We start from the raw sequence: 21,684 nt of genomic DNA on the forward strand, positions 1-21,684 counted from the left end.
TATTGCTCTAAGTGAGCAGTAGCAAGTGGCCTGGCCGCTCGGCGTGGTCCGGGTCTCGCCGAAGCGTGGCCCGTTCTGCGGAAGGCTCGGCCGGTGCTGCGACAGTCGTCGCGGGGGCGGAGCCCTTGATCATGGGTTGATCAGGTCCAGCTGAGTGTGTGTCAGGCGGTGCGGGCGCGGTTGCGGGCGGCACGGCGCTTCATCGCGCGACGCTCGTCCTCGCTCATCCCGCCCCAGACACCGGCGTCCTGCCCGGTCTCCAGCGCCCACTGCAGGCACTGCTCCATGACGGGACAGCGGCGGCACACGGCCTTGGCTTCCTCGATCTGCAGCAGAGCGGGACCGGTGTTCCCGATCGGGAAGAAGAGCTCCGGGTCCTCTTCGCGGCAGACAGCGCGGTGGCGCCAGTCCATGTTCGTCCAACTCCTCCGGTCGGTGGGCGGGGGCCCGGCCGACACACTCGATGGTGGCTTGTGAATGTGAACGCTTTCACGAATCCCACAACAGCAAAAGAGACCAAAGGCCCGCCGGGGCCCGGGTGGTCTGTGCTGGGGTGGGGTTCGGGCGGATCAAGGGAGCCGTCGCGCGCCACGCCCGTCAGGGCTGAACCTGCGGGGTTGCTGCGACGTGTCCCGATCGCCATGTAGAGGTTCGCAAACCTCGGGCTGGGATACAACCCCCTTCGGGTAGGAATTTTTGATTCTTCGGTGTCGCCTAGCTCACAGCCCGTACTTCTATGGGGTGAAGGGGGCTTGTGCGTTCGAGAAGAAGGGGGAAACCCCCTTCTGGTCACACAATCACACGCAGTGCCCGCCGAACGCCTGTGAAACTGACGCGACTCCTGTCTCCAAGGTGGTCCCCATCGACCTGAAATGGGGCCGGTTCCTGTGAAACCAAGGTGAAGTGTCTGACGTCGTGATAGGTGACGACGTACTTTCCGCGTGGGCCAACGGGTCCCGCAGGGCCATTCGCAGGAGTGTGCGAGCGCAGAATCTGACGGACCGTTCGAGCCGTTCCGAACGCCGTCATTCGAGTGATGCCGAAAACATCAAGATCAGTATCGAAGGACGCGGAGGGCGAAGGCACCACCGGGCGATTACCCAGGAAGGTCCATGGTGAGGTGTTGGACACTATCGCCATCACCAGCCCCGGCACCGTCTCCTGGCCATTGATCTCCAGGGAGATCGGGCCCTTTCGGCGATGATCACGCTCCGTGATGTAGTGCCTGAGTGCCTGGTTGATGTAGAGCGCGTGCGTGGACCGGCGGCCCGACTTGCGCTGCTCCTCCACCCGGCCGACCACACCGGCGTCGAAACCCAGGCCCGCGGTGAAGGTGAACCAGCGGTCGGGCAGGCCCTCGGTCATCGCCTTGCCCAGGCCGATCGCCTTCTCCCGGCCGGACTCCACCGCGTCCAGCAGTACGCTCGTCGCCTCCACCGGGTCGTTCGGCAGACCCAGTGCGCGGGCGAAGACATTGGTACTGCCCCCCGGGACCACCGCCAGCCGGGGCAGGCGCTCGGACGGGCCGTTCGCCAGCAGTCCGTTCACCACCTCGTTGACGGTGCCGTCGCCGCCCAGCGCCACCACGAGGTCCACCCCGTCGTCGACGGCCGCCTGGCCGGCCAGATCGCGGGCGTGCCCCCGGTACTCGGTCTCCACCACATCCAGCTTGAGATCGCTGCGCAGAGCATGGATGAGTACATCGCGGGTGCGTCCACTGGTGGTGGTGGCCTTGGGGTTCACGACCAGGAGAGCGCGCATGTCGATCAGCCTACGGGGCCGTACGGATAAGGCGGCGGTTACCCTGCTGGAGTGACCGCAGAAACCATCGCCCAGACCCCCGCCAGGCCCACCCTGCTGCTCCTCGGCGCGGCGATCACCGCGCTCGAAGGCGCAGCACTGGCCGGCTGGGGCAGCTACGACATGATCTCCGGACTGACCGGTGACTCGGCGGCGCTCGGCCGGAGCGAGGCCGGCGGTTTGGTGCTGCTGCTGATGGGGCTCTTCCCGCTGCTGGCCGGCTGGGCCCTGCTGCGGCTGCGCCGCTGGGGCCGCAGCCCGGCGGTGCTGACCAACTCGATCTGCCTGCCGGTGGCCTACTACATGTGGCAGGGCGGCGGCGCGATGAAGGGCGTCGCGGTGGTGGTGGCCCTGCTCGGACTGGTCGCCATCGGCTCGCTGCTCAACCCGAAGGTCACCGCACTGCTGTACCGGTCGCAGGGCGACTGACGCCGACTCGGGTCGCCGGCGCCACGGGGACGGCACAGGGCGGGAAAACGTACGGCCGGAGAGCTGAGCTCTCCGGCCGTCGGCGTTCGGCGCCCGTCACTCCTCGACGAGCAGCTTCTCCCGCAGCTGGGCGAGCGTCCTGGCGAGCAGCCGGGACACGTGCATCTGCGAGATGCCCACCTCGGCGGCGATCTGGGACTGCGTCATGTTCCGGAAGAAGCGCAGCACCAGGATCTTCTGCTCGCGGGGCGGCAGTTGGGCGAGCAGCGGCTTGAGCGACTCCCGGTACTCGACGCCCTCCAGCGCCTCGTCGGTCGCTCCCAGGGTGTCCGCCACCGCCGGCGACTCGTCGTCGCTGTCGGGTACGTCCAGGGAGAGGGTGGAGTACGCGTTGGCGGACTCCAGGCCCTCCAGCACGTCCTCCTCGGAGATGCCGAGATGCTCCGCCAGCTCGTGCACCGTGGGGGAGCGGCCGTGCCGCTGGGAGAGCTCGCTGGTCGCCGTGGTGAGCGAGAGCCGCAGCTCCTGCAGGCGGCGCGGCACCCGGACCGCCCAGCCCTTGTCGCGGAAGTGCCGCTTGATCTCGCCGACGATGGTCGGCGTGGCGTAGGTGGAGAACTCCACCCCGCGCTCGTGGTCGAAGCGGTCCACCGACTTGATCAGACCGATGGTGGCGACCTGGGTGAGGTCGTCCAGCGGCTCCCCGCGGTTGCGGAACCGCCGGGCCAGGTGCTCGACCAGCGGGATGTGCATCCGGACCAGCTGGTTGCGCAGCTCGACCCGCTCCGGCGACCCCTCGGGCAGGGCCGCCAGCCGGACGAAGAGCGCTCGGGCGGCCTCCCGGTCCGGTGCGCCGGAGCGGTGCCGGTCCTGCGCGGGCACCGCGCTGCGGACCGCCTCGGCGGCGGCCTTGAGCTCCTCCGCCGTCAGCTCCTCATCGGCATCGTCCTCGGCCGGTCCTTGGCTGGTCGGCGCCTGGGCGTCCGGCTGCTGCTCCGGCGTCGGGTCGGTCGGCTGGCTCATCCGATGGTTGTCCTTCGGGTGCACGTCGGCTGCGGCGGTTCGGTCGCCTGCGGCGGTTCGGGAGTGGTACGGGGCGGCGGTGCTCGCCTGGGGCGGCACGGCCACGTCGGCGGTGGCGGCCGGGGTGCCGGCAACACCTGTGCGGTCCAGATCACTCATGGCGATCACCCGTTCCGTTCCGGGAGCACTTCACATTGGTTGTACCGCAGTGCGGTACGGGGGAGCCGTACGCGCGGCAGACCGCGCGTACGGCTTCACGTCCGGCGCTTGCCGGCCGGTACTGGCGCGCCCTTCGGCTCGCTGTCACACCGCAGCGGGTGCACCGCCACGCTTCTTGTGCAGGCTGATCGAGACCGTGTTGTCCGCCCCGACCGAGGATTCCACCTCTCCGGCCAGTGCGGAGAGCACCGTCCAGGCGAAGGTGTCCCGTTCGGGCGCCTTGCCGTCGGTGGTCGGCGCGGCGACGGTGACCCTGAGCGAGTCCCCGACCAACCGGAACTCGCAGCTCAGGACGGAGCCCGGCACAGCCTGCTGGAGCAGGATGGCGCAGGCTTCGTCCACCGCGATCCGGAGATCCTCGATCTCGTCCAGGGTGAAGTCCAGCCGGGCCGCGAGGCCGGCGGTGGCCGTTCGCAGCACCGAGAGGTAGGCCCCGGCCGCGGGCAGCCTGACCTCCACGAAGTCCTTCACTCCGGGCTCGCCGTCGATCTGGGACACCCTCACCTCCTGGGTGACGCGCGGTGCTTGCGGCCCTGCGGCCGCGGCACTTCCTGTTGCTTGGCTCAACTGCTTCGCCCCAACTGTCCAGAGGGGTGGTGCGGTACGTACCGGTCATACCCACCCGGGAGAGGCCGGAACGCCGCGCATCCGCCCGAGACGTTACCGCGAGAGGTGGGCCCATGTCGCGATCCGGGCCCGCCGTCACGGGAACGAGCGAACGTACAAGATCAGCTGCCGAGTTCCCGGAGGGCGTCGTCGGTGAGCCGGAAGACCGTCCACTCGTCCATCGGTACGGCCCCCAGCGACTTGTAGAAGCCGATCGAGGGCTCGTTCCAGTCCAGCACCGACCATTCGAGCCGGGAGTAGCCGCGCTCCACGCAGATCCGCGCCAGCTCGGCCAGCAGGGCCTTGCCGTGGCCGCCACCGCGCTCGGTCGGGCGGACGTACAGGTCCTCCAGGTAGATGCCGTGGGTGCCGCGCCAGGTCGAGAAGTTGCGGAACCACAGTGCGAAACCGACCGGCTCGCCGCCTGCGTCGTCCTCGGCGATCAGGCCGAAGACGGCCGGGTTCTCGCCGAACAGGGCGTCGCGCAGTTGCTCCTCGGTCGCCTTCGCCTCGTCCAGGGCCTTCTCGTACTCGGCCAGCTCGCGGATCATGGCGTGGATGACGGGGACGTCGGTGATGACAGCGCTGCGGATCATATGGCGAGCGTACTCGCGGACCGGGTGCCGACGGGATGGTGTTTTCGCGGCGTGAGACGGCTCGCCGGACCGGGCCTGGGCGGGATGCCGACCGGGGACGCCCGAGGGCCCGGCCGCTGAACCAGGGGAACAGCGGCCGGGCCCTCCAGGGTGCCGATCGTGATCAGGCAGCCTTCTTGGTCTCCCAGAAGATCGCGTCGATGTCGGCGATCAGGTCGAGCAGCGCCTGGCCGGTGGCCGGGTCGGTCGACGCCTTGGCGGCCGAGGCGGCCTTGCCGGCGCGGTTGAACAGGTCGTGCAGCTGCGGGTACTTCTCGAAGTGCGGGGCCTTGAAGTAGTCGGTGTGCAGCACCGAGAGGTGGTGCTTGACCAGCTCGGCGCGCTCCTCCTTGATGACGATGGCGCGCGCCCGGAAGTGCGCGTCCTCGTTGGCCTGGTACTTCTCCTGAGTGGCCTTCACGGACTCGGCCTCGATGCGGGCCTGGGCCGGGTCGTACACACCGCAGGGCAGGTCGCAGTGGGCGTGGGCGGTGGCGCGAGGTGCAAACAGACGAGAGAACATGGGAGTCCTTCCTTAGATCGTCTTCCCGCGCCTGAGATTACCCCGCCACCGGTCCTGTTTCTCGGCTGGGCCGGGGGCCTAGGGCAAAAGAAGGAGGTCCAACCGGTCGATATCGGACGGGCCCGGGCCCCTCGCCCGATCGGAGGGAGGCCGAGGGCGTCGCACCGGGACAGGGGAGAGTACATGACGGAGAGTAGGGCGGGCGGGCAGCCGCCGTTCGGGATGATCGACGTGGCCGGTCCGTCGATGCGCCCCACCCTGCTGGAGGGCGACCAGGTGCTGGTCCGGTACGGCGCGCGGATCAGACCGGGTGCGGTGGTGCTGTTCCGTCACCCGCTGCGGCAGGACCTGCTGGTGGTCAAGCGGGCGGCCGGACGGCGGCGCGGCGGGTGGTGGCTGCTGTCCGACAACCCGCTGGTGCTGACGGACAGCCGGGAGTACGGCGCGGTACCGGACGAACTGGTGCTCGGCCGGGTGCTGCTGCGCCTTCGCCCGCGCCCGGCCTGGCTGGCGCCGTCGGCCGCGCTGGAGCGGGCCCTGACGTACGGTCCGCTGGCCCGCTTCGGGTGGCTGGCGGCCCGGTGCGGGGTCTACCGGCCGGTCAGCTTCGAGCTGTGAGTGCGGCGACGGCTACCCGGCGAGCGCGACCCGCTGGGCCTCCTCGCGCTTGCGGGCCCGGTAGGCGGCGACGTTGGCGCGGGTGGCGCAGCGGTCGGAGCAGTAGCGGCGCGAGCGGTTGGTCGAGGTGTCCAGGTAGGCGTTGCGGCAGGGCGCGGCCTGGCAGATGCCGAGCCGGTCGACGCCCATCTCGGTCAGATGGATGGCCAGGCCCATGCACGCGACGGCGGTGAAGTTGGCCGCGGCGGTGGGCGCGTTGTCGGCCAGGTGCAGGTGCCAGCGCGGCTGCCCGGCCTCGTTCAGGTCGTCGTGCCCGGAGATCAGCGGGCTGACCGGGTACTCGACCATCAGGCTGTTCAGCAGGTCCACCGCCCGGACCTGGTCGCCCTCGGCGGCCGACTCGAAGACCCCGCGCAGCCGGACTCGGACGCCCCGCAGCCGGGGCAGGTCGCTCTCGTCCGCCAGCGCGGAAGCCCGCGAGGGCGAACCGAACAGGGCGCGGACGGCATCCACCGAGGTCAGCGCGTCGGTGCCGCGGTCCGGCTCCTCGCTGTTCACCAGCCGGACTGCATAGTCGGCGTACGAGGCGAGCTCCACGGTGGTCCTTCCAGGGCCGGTAACGGGCGAGCTGCGTCCAGGGTATTACCTGGCGGCGGAACGCGTCAGCGCCCGGCAGGAACGGAACCTGCCGGGCGCCGGACGGTGGAGGTCAGAGCACCTTGGAGAGGAATGCCTTGGTGCGCTCGTGCTGCGGGTCGGTGAGGACGTCGCGGGGGTGGCCGGACTCGACCACGACGCCGCCGTCCATGAAGACCAGCGCGTCGCCGACCTCGCGGGCGAAGCCCATCTCATGGGTGACGACGATCATCGTCATGCCCTCCTCGGCGAGGCCGCGCATGACGTCCAGGACGTCGCCGACCAGCTCGGGGTCGAGCGCCGAGGTGGGTTCGTCGAAGAGCATCAGCTTGGGCTTCATGGCCAGCGCGCGGGCGATCGCGACGCGCTGCTGCTGGCCGCCGGAGAGCTGGGTGGGGTAGTTGCCCGCCTTGTCGGCCAGGCCGACCCGCTCGAGCAGGGCCATCGCCCGCTCCTTGGCGTCGGTCCTGTTCTCCTTCTTGACCTGGACGGGCGCCTCGATGACGTTCTCCAGGGCCGTCATGTGCGGGAACAGGTTGAACCGCTGGAAGACCATCCCGATGTCGCGGCGCTTGAGCGCGACCTCGCGGTCCTTGAGCTCGTGGAGCTTGTCGCCCTTCATCCGGTAGCCGACCAGCTCGCCGTCGACGGACAGGAAGCCGCCGTTGATCTTCTCCAGGTGGTTGATGCACCGCAGGAAGGTCGACTTGCCGGAGCCGGAGGGGCCGATCAGGCAGAACACCTCGTTCCGCCTGACCTCCAGGTCGATGCCCTTGAGCACCTCGACCAGGCCGTAGGACTTGCGGACTCCCTCGGCCTTGACCATCGGCTGGTCGGAGGTCGGGGGCTGCACCAGGCCGGTCATACGTGACCACCTCCCTCAAGGCCGGGGACGACGTCGGACTTGCCGCTCGGCACCGGCTTCCCGGTGAACAGGTTGCGCAGCCGCCCCAGCGGAGTGGGTGGGAGAGTCCGGTTCGCACCACGAGCGTAGTACCGCTCGATGTAGTACTGGCCGATGGTCAGGATCGAGGTCAGCAGCAGGTACCAGATGCTCACCGCGATCAGCACCGGAATGGTCTGGAAGGTCCGCGAGAAGATGTTGTGCCCGGCCTGGTAGAGCTCCTCCAGTGCGATGACGCTCGCCAGCGAGGAGGTCTTCAGCATCGAGATGGTCTCGTTGCCGGTCGGCGGGATGATCACGCGCATGGCCTGCGGCAGCACGATCCGGCGCAGCGTGGCGGCGCGGCTCATGCCGAGGGCGTGCGCTGCCTCGGTCTGTCCCTCGTCCACCGACTGGAGACCGCCGCGGACGATCTCCGCCATGTAGGCGGCCTCGTTGAGGCCGAGGCCGAGCAGCGCCGCGACGAAGACCGGGATCAGCGTGTTGGTCGAGGTGGAGACGAACTCCGGGCCGAACGGGATGCCGATCGACAGCTTGGCCCAGATCGCGGCCAGGAAGTTCCAGAACACCAGCTGCACAAGGACCGGGGTGCCGCGGAAGACCCAGATGTAGAACCAGGCGGTGCCGGACAGCAGTGGGTTGGGGGACAGCCGCATCACCGCGAGGATGATGCCGCCGAGCACGCCCATCACCATGGCCAGCGCGGTCAGTTCCAGGGTGACCACGAGGCCGTGCAGGATCTGCGAGTCGAAGAGGGTGTCGCCGACGACGTTCCATTCGAAGGCGGGGTTGTAGATCAGGGCGTGCAGCAGCATCAGTGCGAGCACGATGACGACGAGGGCTCCGGCCCATCGTCCGGGGTGGCGGACCGGGACGGCCTTGATGTTCTCGTGCCGTCCCGGCGTCACCTCCCCGCGATCGGAAGAGTTCACGGTGAGTCGCCTCAGTGGGTCTCGTTCGGCGGGGGTCAGCTCTTGGCGGCGTTGATTTCGGCCTTGTCGATGGCCCCGGCCTCGACGCCCCACTTCTGCAGGATCTGCTTGTAGGTGCCGTCGTCCATCAGGGACTGGACGGCGCCCTGGACGGCCTTGGCGAGGGCGGAGCCCTTCGCCACCACGACGCCGTACGGGGCGCTGTCGGTGGTCGGGCCGAGCTTCTCCAGCTGGCCGTTGGTCTGCTTGAGCGCGTAGTCGACGACCGGGGAGTCGGCCAGCATGACCTGGTCGCGGCCGGCCACCAGCGACTGGGTGACGTCCGTCTGGAGGGAGAACTTGTCACCGTCGTTCGGGATGGCGGGCTTGCCCGCCTTGATGCAGGCCGGGCTCAGGGTGTCCTTGACCAGGCCGGCCTGGGTGGTGCCGGTCTGGACGGCGACCTTCTTGCCGCACAGGTCGTCGGCGGCGATCTTGTCCGGGTTGCCCTTCTTGACCGCCATCGCGGTGCCCGCAGTGAAGTAGCTGATCATGTCGACCGTCTTCTCGCGCTCCTTGGTGTCGGTGAAGGAGCTCATGCCCAGCTGGTACTTCTTCGCGTCGATGCCCGGGATGATCGAGGTGAAGTCGGCATTCTGCACATCGGCGGTCAGGCCCAGCTTCTGTGCGATGGCCTTGGCCAGATCGACGTCCATGCCGACGATGTTGCCCTTGTCGTCCTTGAACTCGTTCGGCGCGTAGGAGGCGTCGGCACCGACCACGAGCTTGCCGCTCGACTTCACGTCGGCGGGGACGAGCGCGGCCAGCGACGGGTCGGCGGAGACGGCCTTGGCCGTGGCGCTCGGAGCGCCGCCGGAGGAAGAGCTGGTGCTGCTGCCGCAGGCGGTCAGGGCCAGGGTGGCGGTCGCGAGGACGGCGCCGGCGGCGAGGAGGCGGGAGCGCGAGGTGCGGACGATCATGGGGGGAGAACTCCTCCTGTGCGAGAGGTCGGGTGGAGGTCGTGCCAGAGGTCCTGTCTGTCGCCACCCTCCGCCGGGATCGACGAGTGATCGAACAGCCTCGACGAGGGTGACTCCTCCCAGCTGCCAGGCCGGGGTGGGCAGTTGCGATCCGAGTTGGGGGAATCCTGCCACCCGGTGTAGCTGATCGGGTCCATATTCAGATCAAAATCGGATAACGGGGACTCGACATGTCCGCTATTCGGACGAATTCCGCGCTCCTGTCACCCTGCGTATGAGTATGCAGACCTTGAGGCACAAATCCGGGTAATCCGACCTCTCCCTGACCAGGCGTCAGAATCCCCCGTTGATCACCGCGTTCTGTGCCGCACCGGCCGAAACGTTCCACTTGGCGAGAATCTTGTCGTACGCGCCGCTGCGGATCACCCGGTCGAGCGCCTTGGCCAGCAGGTCCCGCAGCGCACTGTCGGACTTTCGCAGCGCGATTCCGTACGGACCCGGCTGAAGCTGCGCGCTGGCGACCTGGAACTGACCGGCATTGGTCGTCGCGGCATATGCGGCCACCGGGAAGTCGTTCAGGTCTGCGGTCGCCTTGCCCGAGGAGACTTCCGCCAGTGCCTGCTCGTCGGTGTCCACCTGGTGCACGGTCAGCGGCTTCTTCAGCTTGGTACAGGAACCGGTCTGCCGGTCGGCGACCGCCGCCTGGGTGGTGCCGCGCTGGAGTGCGACGGTGTGACCGCACAGATCGTCCAGGGCCCTGATGCCCTTCGGGTTGTCCTTCTGGACGAGGATCGAGGTGCCGGCGATGAAGTAGTCGACGAAGTCGACCCCGGGAGCGACCGCCTTGCCGCTGTCGTCGGTGCCGTCCCGGCGCTGGCGGTCGTCGCTCAGCGCGGACATCGCCACGTCGAAGTCCTTGGCCTGCAGGGCGTTGAACAGCTTGTCGAAGGAGGTGTCCACGAACTCCACCTTGAGCCCGAGCTCCTTGCCCACCGCCTCGGCGATGTCCGGGTCGAGCCCGGTCGCCTCGCCGTTCTGGCCCTTGAACTCCACCGGCGCGTAGTTGAGGTCCGAGCCGATCCTCAGAACCCCGGCGGACTTGACGGAGTCGGGGAGCTTTCCGTGCAGGTCCTCGCTGCCCGCCTTGGGCGACGGCGAACCGCCGCCGCACGCCGTGAGCAGCAGTGACCCGGCCGCCAGGGCCACGCAGGCCCGTGCGGCGCGGCTCGAGGTCAGTGGCGTCGTTCGGTGCATGCTGGCTCCTCCTGTTGGGAGAGGTCGTGCTGTGCCACCGGGCGCGCGCGGTGTACGGATGGACCGGGGGCCGTGTCCCGCAAGGGTCACGGCCCGGGACCGACCGGTGGCCGAAAGTGGGATCCTCCCATCCCGGCCTGCCGGGCCAGAGGGCGGGTGTGTCAGAATCTGGTATCGGGTGACCCCCGAACAGAACGCAGACCGCCGGGCCCACTCCGTCGATAGGGCGGGGAAGACCCGGGGTGCGCAGGACCGGAAGTCGAAGACGCCGACTCTGGATCCGAGGCGCCGACTCCCCTCCGTGTCTGTGTTCACCCGTGCGGGTGCGCGTGCTCAGTCGCCGTTGTCGACACCGGCCGCCAGGTTCTTCCGAAACCGGTGGCTGTCAAGTGGTGATCAAGCGATGACGAGCACGTTAAGAGGACAAAAAGGCATAGGTGCGATGCCTTGGTCCGACCTAGGCTCGACGTCCGGCCATGGCCGGACGACGCTCTGGCAGACCGGAAGCACAGCGTAGAAAACCCATACCCTCACCCAGAGGGCGCGCCCGACGGCCGCGCCCCGACCCGGCTCCGGGCACGCTCTCGTGTACCCGGGGTTCCCGCTTCCCCTCCCGGGAGGCGGCAGGGTCGAGAGCCCGTCGGCCGAGCGCCCTCGCCGATCATGACGAAGAGGTCATCGTGGCAGCGGAGATCATCCACCCGAACACCCAGGACACCGACGACCCCGTCGACGCCGTCTTCGCGCTGCATCGCGGCGGCAAGATGGAGGTGCGCGCCACGGTGCCGGTGCGCGACGCGGACGACCTGTCCCTCGCCTACACGCCGGGTGTGGCCCGGGTCTGCACGGCCATCGCCGAGCAGCCCGAGCTGGTCAACGACTACACCTGGAAGTCCAACGTGGTCGCGGTCGTCACCGACGGCACCGCCGTGCTGGGTCTCGGTGACATCGGCCCCGAGGCGTCGCTGCCCGTGATGGAGGGCAAGGCGATCCTGTTCAAGCAGTTCGGTGGCGTGGACGCGGTCCCGATCGCGCTGAACTGCACCGGAGTCGACGAAATCGTGGAGACCGTCGTCCGGCTCGCCCCGTCCTTCGGCGGCGTCAACCTGGAGGACATCTCCGCTCCGCGCTGCTTCGAGATCGAGCGCCGGCTCCAGGAAGCCCTGGACATCCCGATCTTCCACGACGACCAGCACGGCACCGCGATCGTCAGCACCGCCGCCCTGTGGAACGCCGCCAAGGTGACCAACCGTGAGATCGGCGACCTGCGCGCCGTCATCTCGGGTGCGGGCGCGGCGGGTATCGCCATCGCCAAGATGCTGGTCGCGGCCGGTATCGGCGACGTGGCGGTCTGCGACCGGAACGGCGTGGTCCACCAGGGCCGCGAGGACCTGACCGACGTCAAGGCCGAGATCGCCGCCCTGACCAACAGGACCGGGCTCAAGGGCTCGCTGGCCGAGGCGCTCGCGGGCGCCGACGTCTTCATCGGCGTCTCCGGCGGCACGGTGCCCGAGGAGGTCGTGGCCACCATGGCCGAGGGCTGCTTCATCTTCGCGATGGCCAACCCCAACCCCGAGATCCACCCCGAGATCGCGCACAAGTACGCGGCCGTGGTGGCCACCGGGCGCAGCGACTTCCCCAACCAGATCAACAACGTGCTGGCCTTCCCCGGGATCTTCGCCGGTGCGCTCCAGGTGCGGGCCAGCCGGATCACCGAGGGCATGAAGCTGGCCGCCGCCAAGGCGCTGGCCGCCGTCGTCGCCGACGAGTTGACGCCGCAGAAGGTCATCCCCTCGCCCTTCGACGAGCGGGTCGCCCCGGCGGTCACCAAGGCCGTCGCCGAGGCCGCCCGCAGCGAGGGCGTCGCCCGGCGGTAACGGCAGCAGGGCCGTCAGGGGCGCGGGCGTCGCGCGATGGTGACGGCCACAGGCTGTCAGGGGCGCGGGGCTCTGCCTGATCGACTGCGTGCGCGAAGCGGAAGGCGACTCCGTGCAGCCGGGGGCGGTGGGCAGGTTGCACGTGGTGGCCTCCCGGTGGGGCGGTGCAACTTGTCCACCGGAGGTCCGTGCGGCCCGAGGCCTTCCGCGGCGCGCAGTTCCCCGCGCCCCTGGGGTTGCCCCTTGCTGCTGGGGGTTGCCCCTTTGCGCCTGGGCCTCTTCTGCGTCCGGGGGTGCCTGTCCGTCCTGGGCCGGCCGGCGGAGCCGGGGACACGCGGTGGAGGTCACATCCGCGCGTGGTTCCGAGCCACGGCCGGCGCGGCTATCGTCCGGGACATGTTCGCTGCCTACGCCGCACGTACCGACGCCGACGATCCGCTGAGCGCACTGGAGTTGGGTGAGCTCCCCGAGCCGCAGGCCCGCCCCGGCTGGAGCGTGGTGACGGTCAGAGCCGCCACCCTCAACCACCACGACCTCTGGTCGCTGCGCGGTGTGGGACTCCCCGCCGAGCGGCTGCCGATGATCCTCGGCTGCGACGCCGCCGGGGTGGACGAGCACGGCAACGAGGTCGTCATCCACTCCGTGATCGGCCAGAGCGGCCACGGCGTCGGGCCGGACGAGCCGCGCTCTCTGCTGACCGAGCGCTACCAGGGCACCTTCGCCCAGCGCGTCGCCGTACCGACCTGGAACCTGCTGCCCAAGCCCGCCGGGCTCTCCTTCGAACAGGCCGCCTGCCTGCCCACCGCTTGGCTGACGGCCTATCGGATGCTCTTCACCAAGGCGGGCGTGAAGCCCGGTGACACCGTCCTGGTCCAGGGTGCCGGGGGCGGGGTGGCCACCGCACTGGTGGTGCTCGCCAAGGCCGCCGGACTGCGGGTCTGGGTGACCGGACGGAACGAGGCCAAGCGTGCCCGGGCCGTCGAACTGGGCGCGGACGCGGCCTTCGAGAGCGGCGCCCGGCTGCCCGAGCGGGTGGACGCCGTCATGGAAACCGTCGGCGCGGCCACCTGGTCCCACTCGGTCAAGGCGCTCAAGCCCGGCGGCACCATCGTCATCTCCGGCGCCACCTCGGGCTACCACCCGCCCGCGACCGAGCTCAACCGGATCTTCTTCCTGGAACTCAACGTGCTCGGCTCGACCATGGGTACCAAGGACGAACTGGCCGGACTGCTCTCGCTCTGCGCCAATACCGGCGTCCGGCCGGTGATCGACAGCGTGCTGCCACTGACCGAGGCGCGGGAGGCCTTCGCCCGACTCGCCAAGGGCGACGTCTTCGGCAAGATCGTCCTGACCCCCTGACCCCCTGACCCCCTGACCCCCTGACGCACTCGGCCAGCCACCAGGACTGTGCGCAACCGGGCAGAGCTCCACGCCCCTGATGAGCTACCCCGTTCTCCTGAGCGGCCCTCCCGTCACTTGCCCAGAAGGCGCCGCAGGCGTTCCGCTGCGGTGGCCAACGTGCTGCGGGCACCGGCCAGTTGGGCGGGTGTCACCCCGGTGTCCCGGGCGGTGTCCCTGACCTGGTCGCGGAAGCGGTCCAGCAGGCGCTCCAGCTCGCGGGCCGGGTCCGCCGCGGGGTCGGTCTCCGTCCACGACGGCAGGTCCGCCGCAGGCTCCGCGGTGCCGGGCTGCGCCGCGGCCTCGCCGCCGTCCTTGTCCAGGTCGATCCTGGTGACCCGGACCTCCTCCTCGGGCGCCGGGGGCTGGCCCCACTTGGCCGCGTCGGCCAGTCCGGCCAGGCCCCTGGTCAGCTCGGAGAGCCCTTCGGCGAGACCGGTCGACCAGTCGCCGCGCGCCGCGGCCTCGCGGACCTGCTGCTCGACCCGGCGCTTGATCCGCAGCGCCTCCTGCTGCGCGGCCGACCTGGCGGCCCTGGACTGCTCGCGCAGCTTGCGGGCCTCCTCCTCGGCCGCCTTGGCCTGCGCCTTGGCAGCCCGCTCCTGCTCCTTGGCCCGCTTGGCCTGCTCCTTGGCCTGCGCCTTGAACTGGGCGAACTCCTCCTTGGCCCGTTGCCAGGACTCCTTGTCGCCCCATGGGCCCTCCCACGGGCTGCCGCCCTCGGCCTGCGGCCTGGGTGCCTGCTTCGCCGCACCCCAGAGCTCCTCGCGCAGGTCCTTGGCGCTGTCCCGGACGTCCTCACGGATCGCCCCGGCCAGCTGGGCCACCGACTCGCGGATCTCCACCTCGAGCTCGGCCAGCTCGTCCTGGCGGAGTGCCAGCTCGCTGCGTCCGGCGTCGGTGAGCCGGAAGACCTTGCGGCCGCCCTCGGTGCTGTGGGTGACCAGGCCCTCCTTCTCCAGCTTCGCGAGTCGGGGGTAGACGGTGCCGGCCGAGGGCGCGTAGAGGCCCTGGAAGCGCTCCTCCAGCAGGCGGATCACTTCGTAGCCGTGACGCGGGGCCTCGTCCAGCAGCTTCAGCAGGTACAGGCGAAGTCGGCCGTGGCCGAAGACCGGGGCCATCTCAGGCGTCCTCACTCTTGTCGGTCGGGGTGGGGGCGGCGGGCAGTTCCTTCACCAGGCTGGTCCGGTCGTCCGCGTCCGGGCGGCGGAGTACCGTCACCGCGCCGGACACCGTGGTGACCTGGAGCTTGCCGCTCCCGCTGCCCAGCTGGCCGGAGAGCTTCTTGGCGCCCCAGGTGCCGCCGAGCTTGAGTTCGTCGAAGGTGCTGGTGAGATCGCCGCTGGTGGTGCCGGCCTCGACCTTGGTGTCGGCCAGCGAAGGCAGGCGGACGCCGACCGGGCCGCTGACCGTGGCGACGCGGATGTCGGCGGCGGTCTCGACGTCCAGGTCCAGGGTGACGGCGCCGCCGACGGAGTTGGCCTGCACCTTGTCGGCGGTGCCGGCGATCAGCGTCAGATGTCCGGAGACGGTGTTGACCCGCAGCTCACCGGCCACCGACTGGGCGTTCACATTGCCCGAGACGGTGTTGGCGTCCGTCCGGCCGGAGAGGCCGACCAGGGTGGTCTCGCCGCTCGCGCCGTTCACCGAGACCTTGCTGTTGATCCCGGAGACCGTGACATCGGCCGAGACCGTGCCGACCCTGACCTCGGCCGTCGCCGGGACGGCCAGCGAGACCACGGCCCGGCGCTTGCGGCGCAGCGAGGCGAAGAAGTACTTGACCGACTGGACGGACTTCACGGACTCGCCGAACTCGTTCCAGCTGAGGTCCTTGTACGCGACGGTGAGAACTCCGTCCTCCAGGGTGACGAGCAGCGGCTCGCCCTCCAGCTCGGTGACCTCCAGCCGGGCCGGGCCCTCGGTGGCGACGACATTGGCCGCGCCGCCGACGATGCGCACGTGCAGGGTGTCGACCTGCTGTCCGTCGAAGCTGATCTTCTCCGGCTCGCTGACCGTCCACTGGCTCATGGTGCTGCCTCCCGTTGTGGTTCGCGATGTATCGCGTCTCCCTTGCTAAAGACGATATATCGCGTGCTGGCGAAGTCAAGCACCCCGCGACCCTGGCCTTTCCCGTAGGGGTGTTCCCGTACCGACCGCTCTTCGGGCCGCCGAAGGCGACTCGTCCTTCTGTGCTGCCGAAGGCGACTCGTTCCTTTCTGCCGCCGAAGGCGACTCGATTCCTTTCTGCCGCCGAAGGCGGACATGCAAAAGGGCCCGGTGGGCGGTCGCCTCCCGGGCCCTGGGCGGTGCTGCTCAGTCCTCGTCCTCGTCGTCCAGCCTGGCCAGCCAGGTGGCCAGCCGCTCGACCGGGATCTCGAAGTCGGGGTTGAGGTCGACGAACTCCCGCAGTCGCTCGGCCAGCCACTCGAAGGTGACCTCCTCGTCGCCGCGCCGGCTCTCCAGCTCCTCGATGCCTCGGTCGGTGAAGTACACGGTTCTGCGCTCCGCTGAGATGGGGGATTGACCTGGTCAGGATAGACGCGGCCCGGCCCCCGCCGAAGCGGGGACCGGGCCGTCGGTGCCTTACCGGCGCACCTGCGTCAGAGGCTGAAGACCTCGTCGAGGAGGGCCTGCTGCTCGGCGGCGTGGCGCTTGGCCGAGCCGACCGCAGGGGCCGAGGAGGCCGAGCGGGCGACGCGGCGCAGGCGCGAGTCGCCCCCGCTGCGGCCGATGACGACCTGCAGGTGGTCGACCAGGTTCATGGCGATGAACGGCCAGGCACCCTGGTTGGCCGGCTCCTCCTGCGCCCAGATGAACTGGACGTCCGAGCCGTAGCGACCCAGCTCCTCCTGGAGCTCGGCCACCGGCAGCGGGTAGAGCCGCTCGACCCGGACGATCGCGGTGTCGGTGACGCCGCGCTCGGTGCGGGCCGCCTCCAGGTCGTAGTAGAACTTGCCGGCCGTGATGACCACCTTGCGGACGTTCGCCGGGTCCACGGTGGTGTCGCCGATGACCGGGCGGAACGAGCCGGAGAGGAACTCGGAGGTGGCCGAGGCCGCAGCCTTCAGACGCAGCATCGACTTCGGGGTGAAGACGACCAGCGGCTTGTGGTGCGGGTTGTGCGCCTGCCAGCGCAGCAGGTGGAAGTAGTTCGACGGCAGGGTCGGCATGGCCACCGTCATGTTGTTCTGCGCGCACAGCTGGAGGAAACGCTCCGGGCGCGAGGACGAGTGGTCCGGGCCCTGGCCCTCGTAGCCGTGCGGCAGCAGCAGGGTGACGCCGGAGTGCTGGCCCCACTTCTGCTCGGCGGAGGCGATGTACTCGTCCACCACGGTCTGCGCGCCGTTGACGAAGTCGCCGAACTGCGCCTCCCACATGACCAGCGAGTTCGGGCGGGTCAGCGAGTAGCCGTACTCGAAGCCCATCGCCGCGTACTCGGACAGCAGGCTGTCGTAGACGGTGTAGCGGGCCTGGTCCTCGGTCAGGTACAGCAGCGGGGTGTAGTCCTCGCCGCTGACCCGGTCGATCAGGACCGCGTGGCGCTGGCCGAAGGTGCCGCGACGGCTGTCCTGGCCGGCCAGGCGGACGGGGTGGCCCTCCATCAGCAGCGAGCCGATGGCCAGGGTCTCGCCCATCGCCCAGTCGATGGTGTTGTCCTCGACCGAGGCGGCGCGGCGCTGCAGCTGCGGCAGCAGACGCGGGTGCACGGTCAGCCAGTCGGGCAGGTTGACCTGCGAGGCGGCGATCCGCTTCACCATCTCCTCGGAGATGCCGGTCTGGATGTTGACCGGGAAGTCGGCGACCGGCTTGCCGCTGGCGGCGGGCGCCGGGGCGGTGGCGGCCGCGCGGACCTCGGAGAAGACCTTCTCCAGCTGGCCCTGGAAGTCCTGGAGCGCCTGCTCCGCCTCTTCCATGGTGATGTCGCCACGGCCGATCAGGCCCTCGGTGTACAGCTTGCGCACCGAGCGCTTCTTGTCGATCAGGTCGTACATCAGCGGCTGGGTGAACGACGGGTTGTCGGCCTCGTTGTGACCGCGGCGGCGGTAGCAGATGAGGTCGATCACGACGTCCTTGTGGAACGTCTGGCGGAACTCGAAGGCGAGCCGCGCGACGCGGACCACGGCCTCCGGGTCGTCGCCGTTCACGTGGAAGATCGGGGCCTCGATCATGCGGGCCACGTCGGTGCAGTACATCGAGGAGCGGCTGCTCGCCGGGGCGGCGGTGAAGCCGACCTGGTTGTTGACCACGACGTGCACGGTGCCGCCGGTGCGGTAGCCGCGCAGCTGCGACATGTTCAGGGTCTCCGCGACGACGCCCTGGCCGGCGAAGGCCGCGTCACCGTGGATCTGGATCGGCAGCACCGGGAAGGAGGTGCCGCCCTGGTCCAGGATGTCCTGCTTGGCGCGGGCGATGCCCTCGACGACCGGGTCCACGGCCTCCAGGTGGGAGGGGTTCGCGGCGAGCGAGACCTTGATGGTCTCGCCGTCCAGGCCGGTGAAGGTGCCCTCGGAGCCCAGGTGGTACTTGACGTCGCCGGAGCCGTGCATCGACTTCGGGTCGAGGTTGCCCTCGAACTCGCCGAAGATCTTGCCGTACGGCTTGCCGACGATGTTGGCCAGCACGTTCAGGCGGCCGCGGTGGGCCATGCCGATGACGGCCTCGTCCAGGCGGTGCTCGGCGGCGGCGTCGATGGTCGCGTCCAGCAGCGGGATCAGCGACTCACCGCCCTCCAGCGAGAAACGCTTCTGCCCGACGTACTTGGTCTGCAGGAACGTCTCGAACGCCTCGGCCGAGTTCAGCCGGCGCAGGATGCGCAGCTGCTCCTCGCGCTCGGGCTTGGTGTACGGCTTCTCCAGGCGCTCCTGCAGCCACTTGCGCTGCTTCGGGTCCTGGATGTGCATGTACTCGATGCCGACGGTGCGGCAGTAGGTGTTGCGCAGCAGGCCGAGGATGTCGCGGAGCTTCATCATCTTCTGGCCGCCGAAGCCGCCGACCGCGAACTCGCGCTCCAGGTCCCACAGGGTGAGGCCGTGCGAGACCACGTCCAGGTCGGGGTGCTTGCGCTGCTTGTACTCCAGCGGGTCGGTGTCAGCCATCAGGTGGCCGCGGACCCGGTAGGAGTGGATCAGCTCCATGACGCGGGCGGTCTTGTTGACCTCGTCGTCGTGGGTGGTGGCGACGTCGGTCGCCCAGCGGACCGGCTCGTACGGGATCCGCAGGGACTCGAAGACCTCGTCGTAGAACCCGTGCTCGCCCAGCAGCAGCTGGTGGATGGTGCGCAGGAACTCGCCGGACGCCGCGCCCTGGATGACCCGGTGGTCGTAGGTCGAGGTGAGCGTCATGATCTTGGAGATGCCCAGCTTGGCCAGGGTGTCCGGGGAGGAGCCCTGGAACTCGGCCGGGTACTCCATGGCGCCGACGCCGACGATGGTGCCCTGGTTCTGCATCAGGCGCGGCACGGAGTGCACGGTGCCGATGCCGCCGGGGTTGGTCAGCGAGACGGTGACGCCGGTGAAGTCGTCCATCGTCAGCTTGTTGGCACGGGCCCGGCGGACGATGTCCTCGTAGGCCTGCCAGAAGCCGAAGAAGTCGAGCGTCTCGGCCTTCTTGATGGCCGCGACGACGAGCTGGCGGTCGCCGTTCGGCTTCACCAGGTCGATGGCCAGGCCGAGGTTCACGTGCTCGGGCTTCACCAGGTAGGACTTGCCGTCCTTGACCTGGTAGCTGTGGTTCATCCCCGGGCTGGCCTTGATGGCCTGGACGAGGGCGTAGCCGATCAGGTGGGTGAAGGAGACCTTGCCACCACGGGCGCGCTGCAGGTGGTTGTTGATGACAATGCGGTTGTCGATCAGCAGCTTGGCCGGCACGGCGCGGACCGAGGTCGCGGTCGGCACCTCCAGCGAGGCGTCCATGTTGGTCGCGACGGCCTTGGCCGGGCCACGCAGCACGACCAGCTCGGGGCCCTCGGCAGCCGGCGCGGGCGCGGCCGGGGCAGCGGCCTTGGGCGCGGGCGGCGCGGCAGGAGCTGCGGCGAGCGGCGCGGCCACGGCCGGCGCGGCCACGGCCGGTGCCGGCGGGGCCGGAGCGGCCGGTGCAGCGGGCGCGGGCGCCACCACAGCAGCAGGGGCGGCAGGAGCAGCAACGGTGGTCGGCGTGGGGCCGGCCTGGGTTGCGGCCTGGGTCACTGGAGTCACCTCGGTACCGGGCTTGTAGTCGGCGAAAAAGTCCCACCAGGCTCGGTCGACCGAGTTGGGATCCTGGAGGTACTGCTGGTAGATCTCGTCGACGAGCCACTCGTTGGGGCCGAAGCCAGTGGAGCTTGCCGAGCTGACGGGGGTTTCAGGGTGTGGCGACACGGGGCAACCGCCCTCTTCCGCTTCCTTTTGGGATGGTGGACAGCGGGGATTAAGGCTACGCCTCCGAGCAGTGATCGCGCAGTCCTCAGCCGGTCGGCGTCGTCCAGATCACAGTGCCGACCTGCAATATGGCCGAAAACGTGCGTTAGAAATGTCGACCGGCGGGTACACGGGTGCCTGCCCGTTCGGTCGATATCCCCACAAAATCGGACAATACTGCAGGTCGGCGCTCAGTGAGACATGACCTGACACATGCTCGGATTCTTTGTGTCCCAGTTCTGTGACAGATCGGGGCAACTAGGCCGGAGCTGGTGCGGTGTCCTCCTCGACCGCTCCGGTGCCCGGCAGGGCGACCTCGATCAGGCAGCCCTCGGCCGCCTCGGCCACCGTGATCCGGCCACCGTGCAGGTCAACCGCCCAGCGGGCGATGGCGAGGCCGAGGCCGGTACCGCCGTCGCTGCCGGGTCCCTGGGCGGTCGCCGTACCGCTGCGGCCGAAGCGCTCGAACACCTGGCTGCGGTCCTGCACCGGGATGCCGGGGCCCTGGTCCTCGACCTCCAGCAACAGCGCACCGGGTTGCTCCCCGGCCCTGGCGCGGACGGTCACGGTGCCGCCGGTGGGGGAGTGCTTGCAGGCGTTGTCCACCAGGTTGGCGACCACCTGGTGCAGCCGCTCGGTGTCGGCGACCCCGGTCAGTGCGGCCGGCTGGACGTCCAGGCGCAGCGCCACGTCGTCGCGCCGGGCGTAGGCGCCGCCGGCCGTGGCACCGTCCACCGTGACACCGCGCAGCACGCCGTCCAGGAAGGGCCGCACCTCGAAGGGGCGGGCGTCCAGCGGTACCACCCCGTCGTCCAGTTTGGAGAGGTCGAGCAGGTGCGTGACCAGGCGGCCGAGCCGCTCGGTCTGCTCCAGTGCGGCACCCAGGGTCTTCGGGTTGGGCTGGACGACGCCGTCCACCACGTTCTCCAGGACGGCGCGCAGGGCGGCGATCGGTGTGCGCAGCTCGTGCGAGACATTGGCGACCAGCTCGCGGCGGTGCCGGTCGGCGGCCTCCAGATCGGCGGCCATCCGGTTGAAGGTGGCTGCCAGCTCGCCGACCTCGTCCCGGGAGGAGACCTCCACCCGGGCGCTGTAGTCGCCGCTCGCCATGGCCCGGGCGGCGGCGGTCATATCGCGCAGTGGCGCGGTCAGCCCGTGCGCCAGGAACTGCATGAAGAGCAGTGAGGCGATCATCGAGAAGATCATGATGATCCGGATCTGGGTCTCGGACCGGATCGCGACCACCGCCATGCCGGTGGCGAGGAAGACCGAGACGCTGACCAGAAGGGCCAGTTTGCCCTTGATCGAGCGGACCGGATCGAGGGGCCGGATGTCGGCCCAGACACGGCTCGCGGCGCGCGCGGCCAGGCCGCGGCGCGTTCCCGCGGCGGCGCTCGCCTCGGTGAGCCGGGGCGGAGTCACCCCGTTGCGTTGCTGTGGAAAGGTCATGTTGTCCCTGAGTCGTCCCCCCACCTG

19 protein-coding genes and 1 pseudogene are annotated in these 21,684 nt (G+C 69.7%); 4 read left to right on the top strand and 16 right to left on the bottom strand.

Features of this window, described 5'->3' with window-relative positions:
• Positions 1–161: 161 nt before the first annotated feature.
• Together P3T39_RS01300 and P3T39_RS01305 are read right to left on the bottom strand one after the other, a co-directional pair.
• Positions 162–413, bottom strand: a complete 252-nt coding sequence (locus P3T39_RS01300; RefSeq protein ID WP_014138019.1) for a WhiB family transcriptional regulator — start codon at positions 411–413, stop codon at positions 162–164.
• Between the two features lie 376 nt (positions 414–789).
• Positions 790–1,761 carry a diacylglycerol kinase family protein gene (locus P3T39_RS01305; RefSeq protein WP_280695343.1) on the bottom strand — a complete coding sequence of 324 codons (972 nt, stop codon included), beginning with the start codon at positions 1,759–1,761 and terminating at the stop codon, positions 790–792.
• Positions 1,762–1,812: 51 nt separating this feature from the next.
• Between P3T39_RS01305 and P3T39_RS01310 the strand changes: the two genes are divergently transcribed.
• Complete coding sequence (locus P3T39_RS01310) at positions 1,813–2,229, top strand: hypothetical protein (protein ID WP_280695344.1); 417 nt, start codon at positions 1,813–1,815, stop codon at positions 2,227–2,229.
• Between the two features lie 96 nt (positions 2,230–2,325).
• Here P3T39_RS01310 and P3T39_RS01315 read toward each other — a convergent pair whose 3' ends face one another.
• The 4 genes from P3T39_RS01315 to sodN all read right to left on the bottom strand — a co-directional run bounded on the left by P3T39_RS01315 (position 2,326) and on the right by sodN (position 5,235).
• On the bottom strand, positions 2,326–3,411 hold the full coding sequence (locus P3T39_RS01315) for an RNA polymerase sigma factor SigF (protein WP_280695345.1): 1,086 nt from the start codon (positions 3,409–3,411) through the stop codon (positions 2,326–2,328).
• Positions 3,412–3,555: 144 nt separating this feature from the next.
• Positions 3,556–3,969: an anti-sigma regulatory factor gene (locus P3T39_RS01320; protein ID WP_280695346.1), complete on the bottom strand. Its 414-nt coding sequence runs from the start codon at positions 3,967–3,969 to the stop codon at positions 3,556–3,558.
• 230 nt (positions 3,970–4,199) lie between these two features.
• Positions 4,200–4,673 (bottom strand): GNAT family N-acetyltransferase, encoded by a 474-nt coding sequence (locus P3T39_RS01325; RefSeq protein WP_280695347.1) that lies wholly within the window; start codon positions 4,671–4,673, stop codon positions 4,200–4,202.
• Between the two features lie 163 nt (positions 4,674–4,836).
• Positions 4,837–5,235, bottom strand: a complete 399-nt coding sequence (sodN, locus tag P3T39_RS01330; protein ID WP_280695348.1) for a superoxide dismutase, Ni — start codon at positions 5,233–5,235, stop codon at positions 4,837–4,839.
• Positions 5,236–5,418: 183 nt separating this feature from the next.
• On the opposite strand from sodN, the gene sodX reads away from it, so the two are divergent.
• Positions 5,419–5,853 carry a nickel-type superoxide dismutase maturation protease gene (gene sodX / locus P3T39_RS01335; protein ID WP_280695349.1) on the top strand — a complete coding sequence of 145 codons (435 nt, stop codon included), beginning with the start codon at positions 5,419–5,421 and terminating at the stop codon, positions 5,851–5,853.
• A 12-nt stretch (positions 5,854–5,865) separates the two neighbouring features.
• Here the strand turns inward: sodX and P3T39_RS01340 are convergent, their stop codons facing one another.
• The 5 genes from P3T39_RS01340 to P3T39_RS01360 all read right to left on the bottom strand — a co-directional run bounded on the left by P3T39_RS01340 (position 5,866) and on the right by P3T39_RS01360 (position 10,538).
• On the bottom strand, positions 5,866–6,450 hold the full coding sequence (locus tag P3T39_RS01340; RefSeq protein WP_280695350.1) for a CGNR zinc finger domain-containing protein: 585 nt from the start codon (positions 6,448–6,450) through the stop codon (positions 5,866–5,868).
• A 112-nt stretch (positions 6,451–6,562) separates the two neighbouring features.
• Positions 6,563–7,354 (bottom strand): amino acid ABC transporter ATP-binding protein, encoded by a 792-nt coding sequence (locus tag P3T39_RS01345; RefSeq protein WP_280695351.1) that lies wholly within the window; start codon positions 7,352–7,354, stop codon positions 6,563–6,565.
• The gene (locus tag P3T39_RS01350) at positions 7,351–8,325 is read right to left on the bottom strand and encodes an amino acid ABC transporter permease (RefSeq protein WP_280695352.1); all 975 of its coding nucleotides are present in this window, start codon (positions 8,323–8,325) and stop codon (positions 7,351–7,353) included. The genes P3T39_RS01345 and P3T39_RS01350 overlap by 4 nt, the downstream gene beginning before the upstream one ends.
• A gap of 35 nt (positions 8,326–8,360) precedes the next feature.
• Positions 8,361–9,284 carry an ABC transporter substrate-binding protein gene (locus P3T39_RS01355; protein WP_280695353.1) on the bottom strand — a complete coding sequence of 308 codons (924 nt, stop codon included), beginning with the start codon at positions 9,282–9,284 and terminating at the stop codon, positions 8,361–8,363.
• A 333-nt stretch (positions 9,285–9,617) separates the two neighbouring features.
• Positions 9,618–10,538, bottom strand: a complete 921-nt coding sequence (locus P3T39_RS01360; protein ID WP_280695354.1) for an ABC transporter substrate-binding protein — start codon at positions 10,536–10,538, stop codon at positions 9,618–9,620.
• A 740-nt stretch (positions 10,539–11,278) separates the two neighbouring features.
• Here P3T39_RS01360 and P3T39_RS01365 point away from each other — a divergent pair.
• Positions 11,279–12,415: pseudogene (locus tag P3T39_RS01365) on the top strand (NADP-dependent malic enzyme); the annotation flags it as partial.
• Positions 12,416–12,811: 396 nt separating this feature from the next.
• Positions 12,812–13,774 carry a zinc-binding dehydrogenase gene (locus P3T39_RS01370; protein WP_280695356.1) on the top strand — a complete coding sequence of 321 codons (963 nt, stop codon included), beginning with the start codon at positions 12,812–12,814 and terminating at the stop codon, positions 13,772–13,774.
• A 113-nt stretch (positions 13,775–13,887) separates the two neighbouring features.
• Here the strand turns inward: P3T39_RS01370 and P3T39_RS01375 are convergent, their stop codons facing one another.
• The 5 genes from P3T39_RS01375 to P3T39_RS01395 all read right to left on the bottom strand — a co-directional run bounded on the left by P3T39_RS01375 (position 13,888) and on the right by P3T39_RS01395 (position 21,657).
• A complete protein-coding gene (locus tag P3T39_RS01375; protein ID WP_280695357.1) occupies positions 13,888–14,934 on the bottom strand; it encodes a PadR family transcriptional regulator in 1,047 nt (348 codons plus the stop codon).
• A 1-nt stretch (position 14,935) separates the two neighbouring features.
• On the bottom strand, positions 14,936–15,841 hold the full coding sequence (locus P3T39_RS01380) for a DUF4097 family beta strand repeat-containing protein (RefSeq protein ID WP_280695358.1): 906 nt from the start codon (positions 15,839–15,841) through the stop codon (positions 14,936–14,938).
• Between the two features lie 285 nt (positions 15,842–16,126).
• Complete coding sequence (locus P3T39_RS01385; protein WP_030267971.1) at positions 16,127–16,306, bottom strand: DUF6104 family protein; 180 nt, start codon at positions 16,304–16,306, stop codon at positions 16,127–16,129.
• Between the two features lie 107 nt (positions 16,307–16,413).
• A complete protein-coding gene (locus P3T39_RS01390; RefSeq protein ID WP_280695359.1) occupies positions 16,414–20,169 on the bottom strand; it encodes a multifunctional oxoglutarate decarboxylase/oxoglutarate dehydrogenase thiamine pyrophosphate-binding subunit/dihydrolipoyllysine-residue succinyltransferase subunit in 3,756 nt (1,251 codons plus the stop codon).
• 297 nt (positions 20,170–20,466) lie between these two features.
• Complete coding sequence (locus P3T39_RS01395; RefSeq protein ID WP_280695360.1) at positions 20,467–21,657, bottom strand: ATP-binding protein; 1,191 nt, start codon at positions 21,655–21,657, stop codon at positions 20,467–20,469.
• Positions 21,658–21,684 lie beyond the last annotated feature (27 nt).

It is taken from the genome of Kitasatospora sp. GP82, assembly GCF_029892105.1.
Classification (GTDB): Bacteria; Actinomycetota; Actinomycetes; order Streptomycetales; family Streptomycetaceae; genus Kitasatospora.

What these genes read in the sequence shown, in the direction of transcription:
- P3T39_RS01345 (WP_280695351.1), bottom strand. Translation starts at nt 7,354, where the DNA reads ATGACCGGCCTGGTGCAGCCCCCGACCTCCGACCAGCCGATGGTCAAG.
- P3T39_RS01395 (WP_280695360.1), bottom strand. Translation starts at nt 21,657, where the DNA reads ATGACCTTTCCACAGCAACGCAACGGGGTGACTCCGCCCCGGCTCACC.
- P3T39_RS01375 (WP_280695357.1), bottom strand. Translation starts at nt 14,934, where the DNA reads ATGGCCCCGGTCTTCGGCCACGGCCGACTTCGCCTGTACCTGCTGAAG.
- sodX (WP_280695349.1), top strand. Translation starts at nt 5,419, where the DNA reads ATGACGGAGAGTAGGGCGGGCGGGCAGCCGCCGTTCGGGATGATCGAC.
- P3T39_RS01380 (WP_280695358.1), bottom strand. Translation starts at nt 15,841, where the DNA reads ATGAGCCAGTGGACGGTCAGCGAGCCGGAGAAGATCAGCTTCGACGGA.
- P3T39_RS01370 (WP_280695356.1), top strand. Translation starts at nt 12,812, where the DNA reads ATGTTCGCTGCCTACGCCGCACGTACCGACGCCGACGATCCGCTGAGC.
- P3T39_RS01305 (WP_280695343.1), bottom strand. Translation starts at nt 1,761, where the DNA reads ATGCGCGCTCTCCTGGTCGTGAACCCCAAGGCCACCACCACCAGTGGA.
- P3T39_RS01300 (WP_014138019.1), bottom strand. Translation starts at nt 413, where the DNA reads ATGGACTGGCGCCACCGCGCTGTCTGCCGCGAAGAGGACCCGGAGCTC.
- P3T39_RS01360 (WP_280695354.1), bottom strand. Translation starts at nt 10,538, where the DNA reads ATGCACCGAACGACGCCACTGACCTCGAGCCGCGCCGCACGGGCCTGC.
- P3T39_RS01355 (WP_280695353.1), bottom strand. Translation starts at nt 9,284, where the DNA reads ATGATCGTCCGCACCTCGCGCTCCCGCCTCCTCGCCGCCGGCGCCGTC.
- P3T39_RS01315 (WP_280695345.1), bottom strand. Translation starts at nt 3,411, where the DNA reads ATGAGTGATCTGGACCGCACAGGTGTTGCCGGCACCCCGGCCGCCACC.
- sodN (WP_280695348.1), bottom strand. Translation starts at nt 5,235, where the DNA reads ATGTTCTCTCGTCTGTTTGCACCTCGCGCCACCGCCCACGCCCACTGC.
- P3T39_RS01325 (WP_280695347.1), bottom strand. Translation starts at nt 4,673, where the DNA reads ATGATCCGCAGCGCTGTCATCACCGACGTCCCCGTCATCCACGCCATG.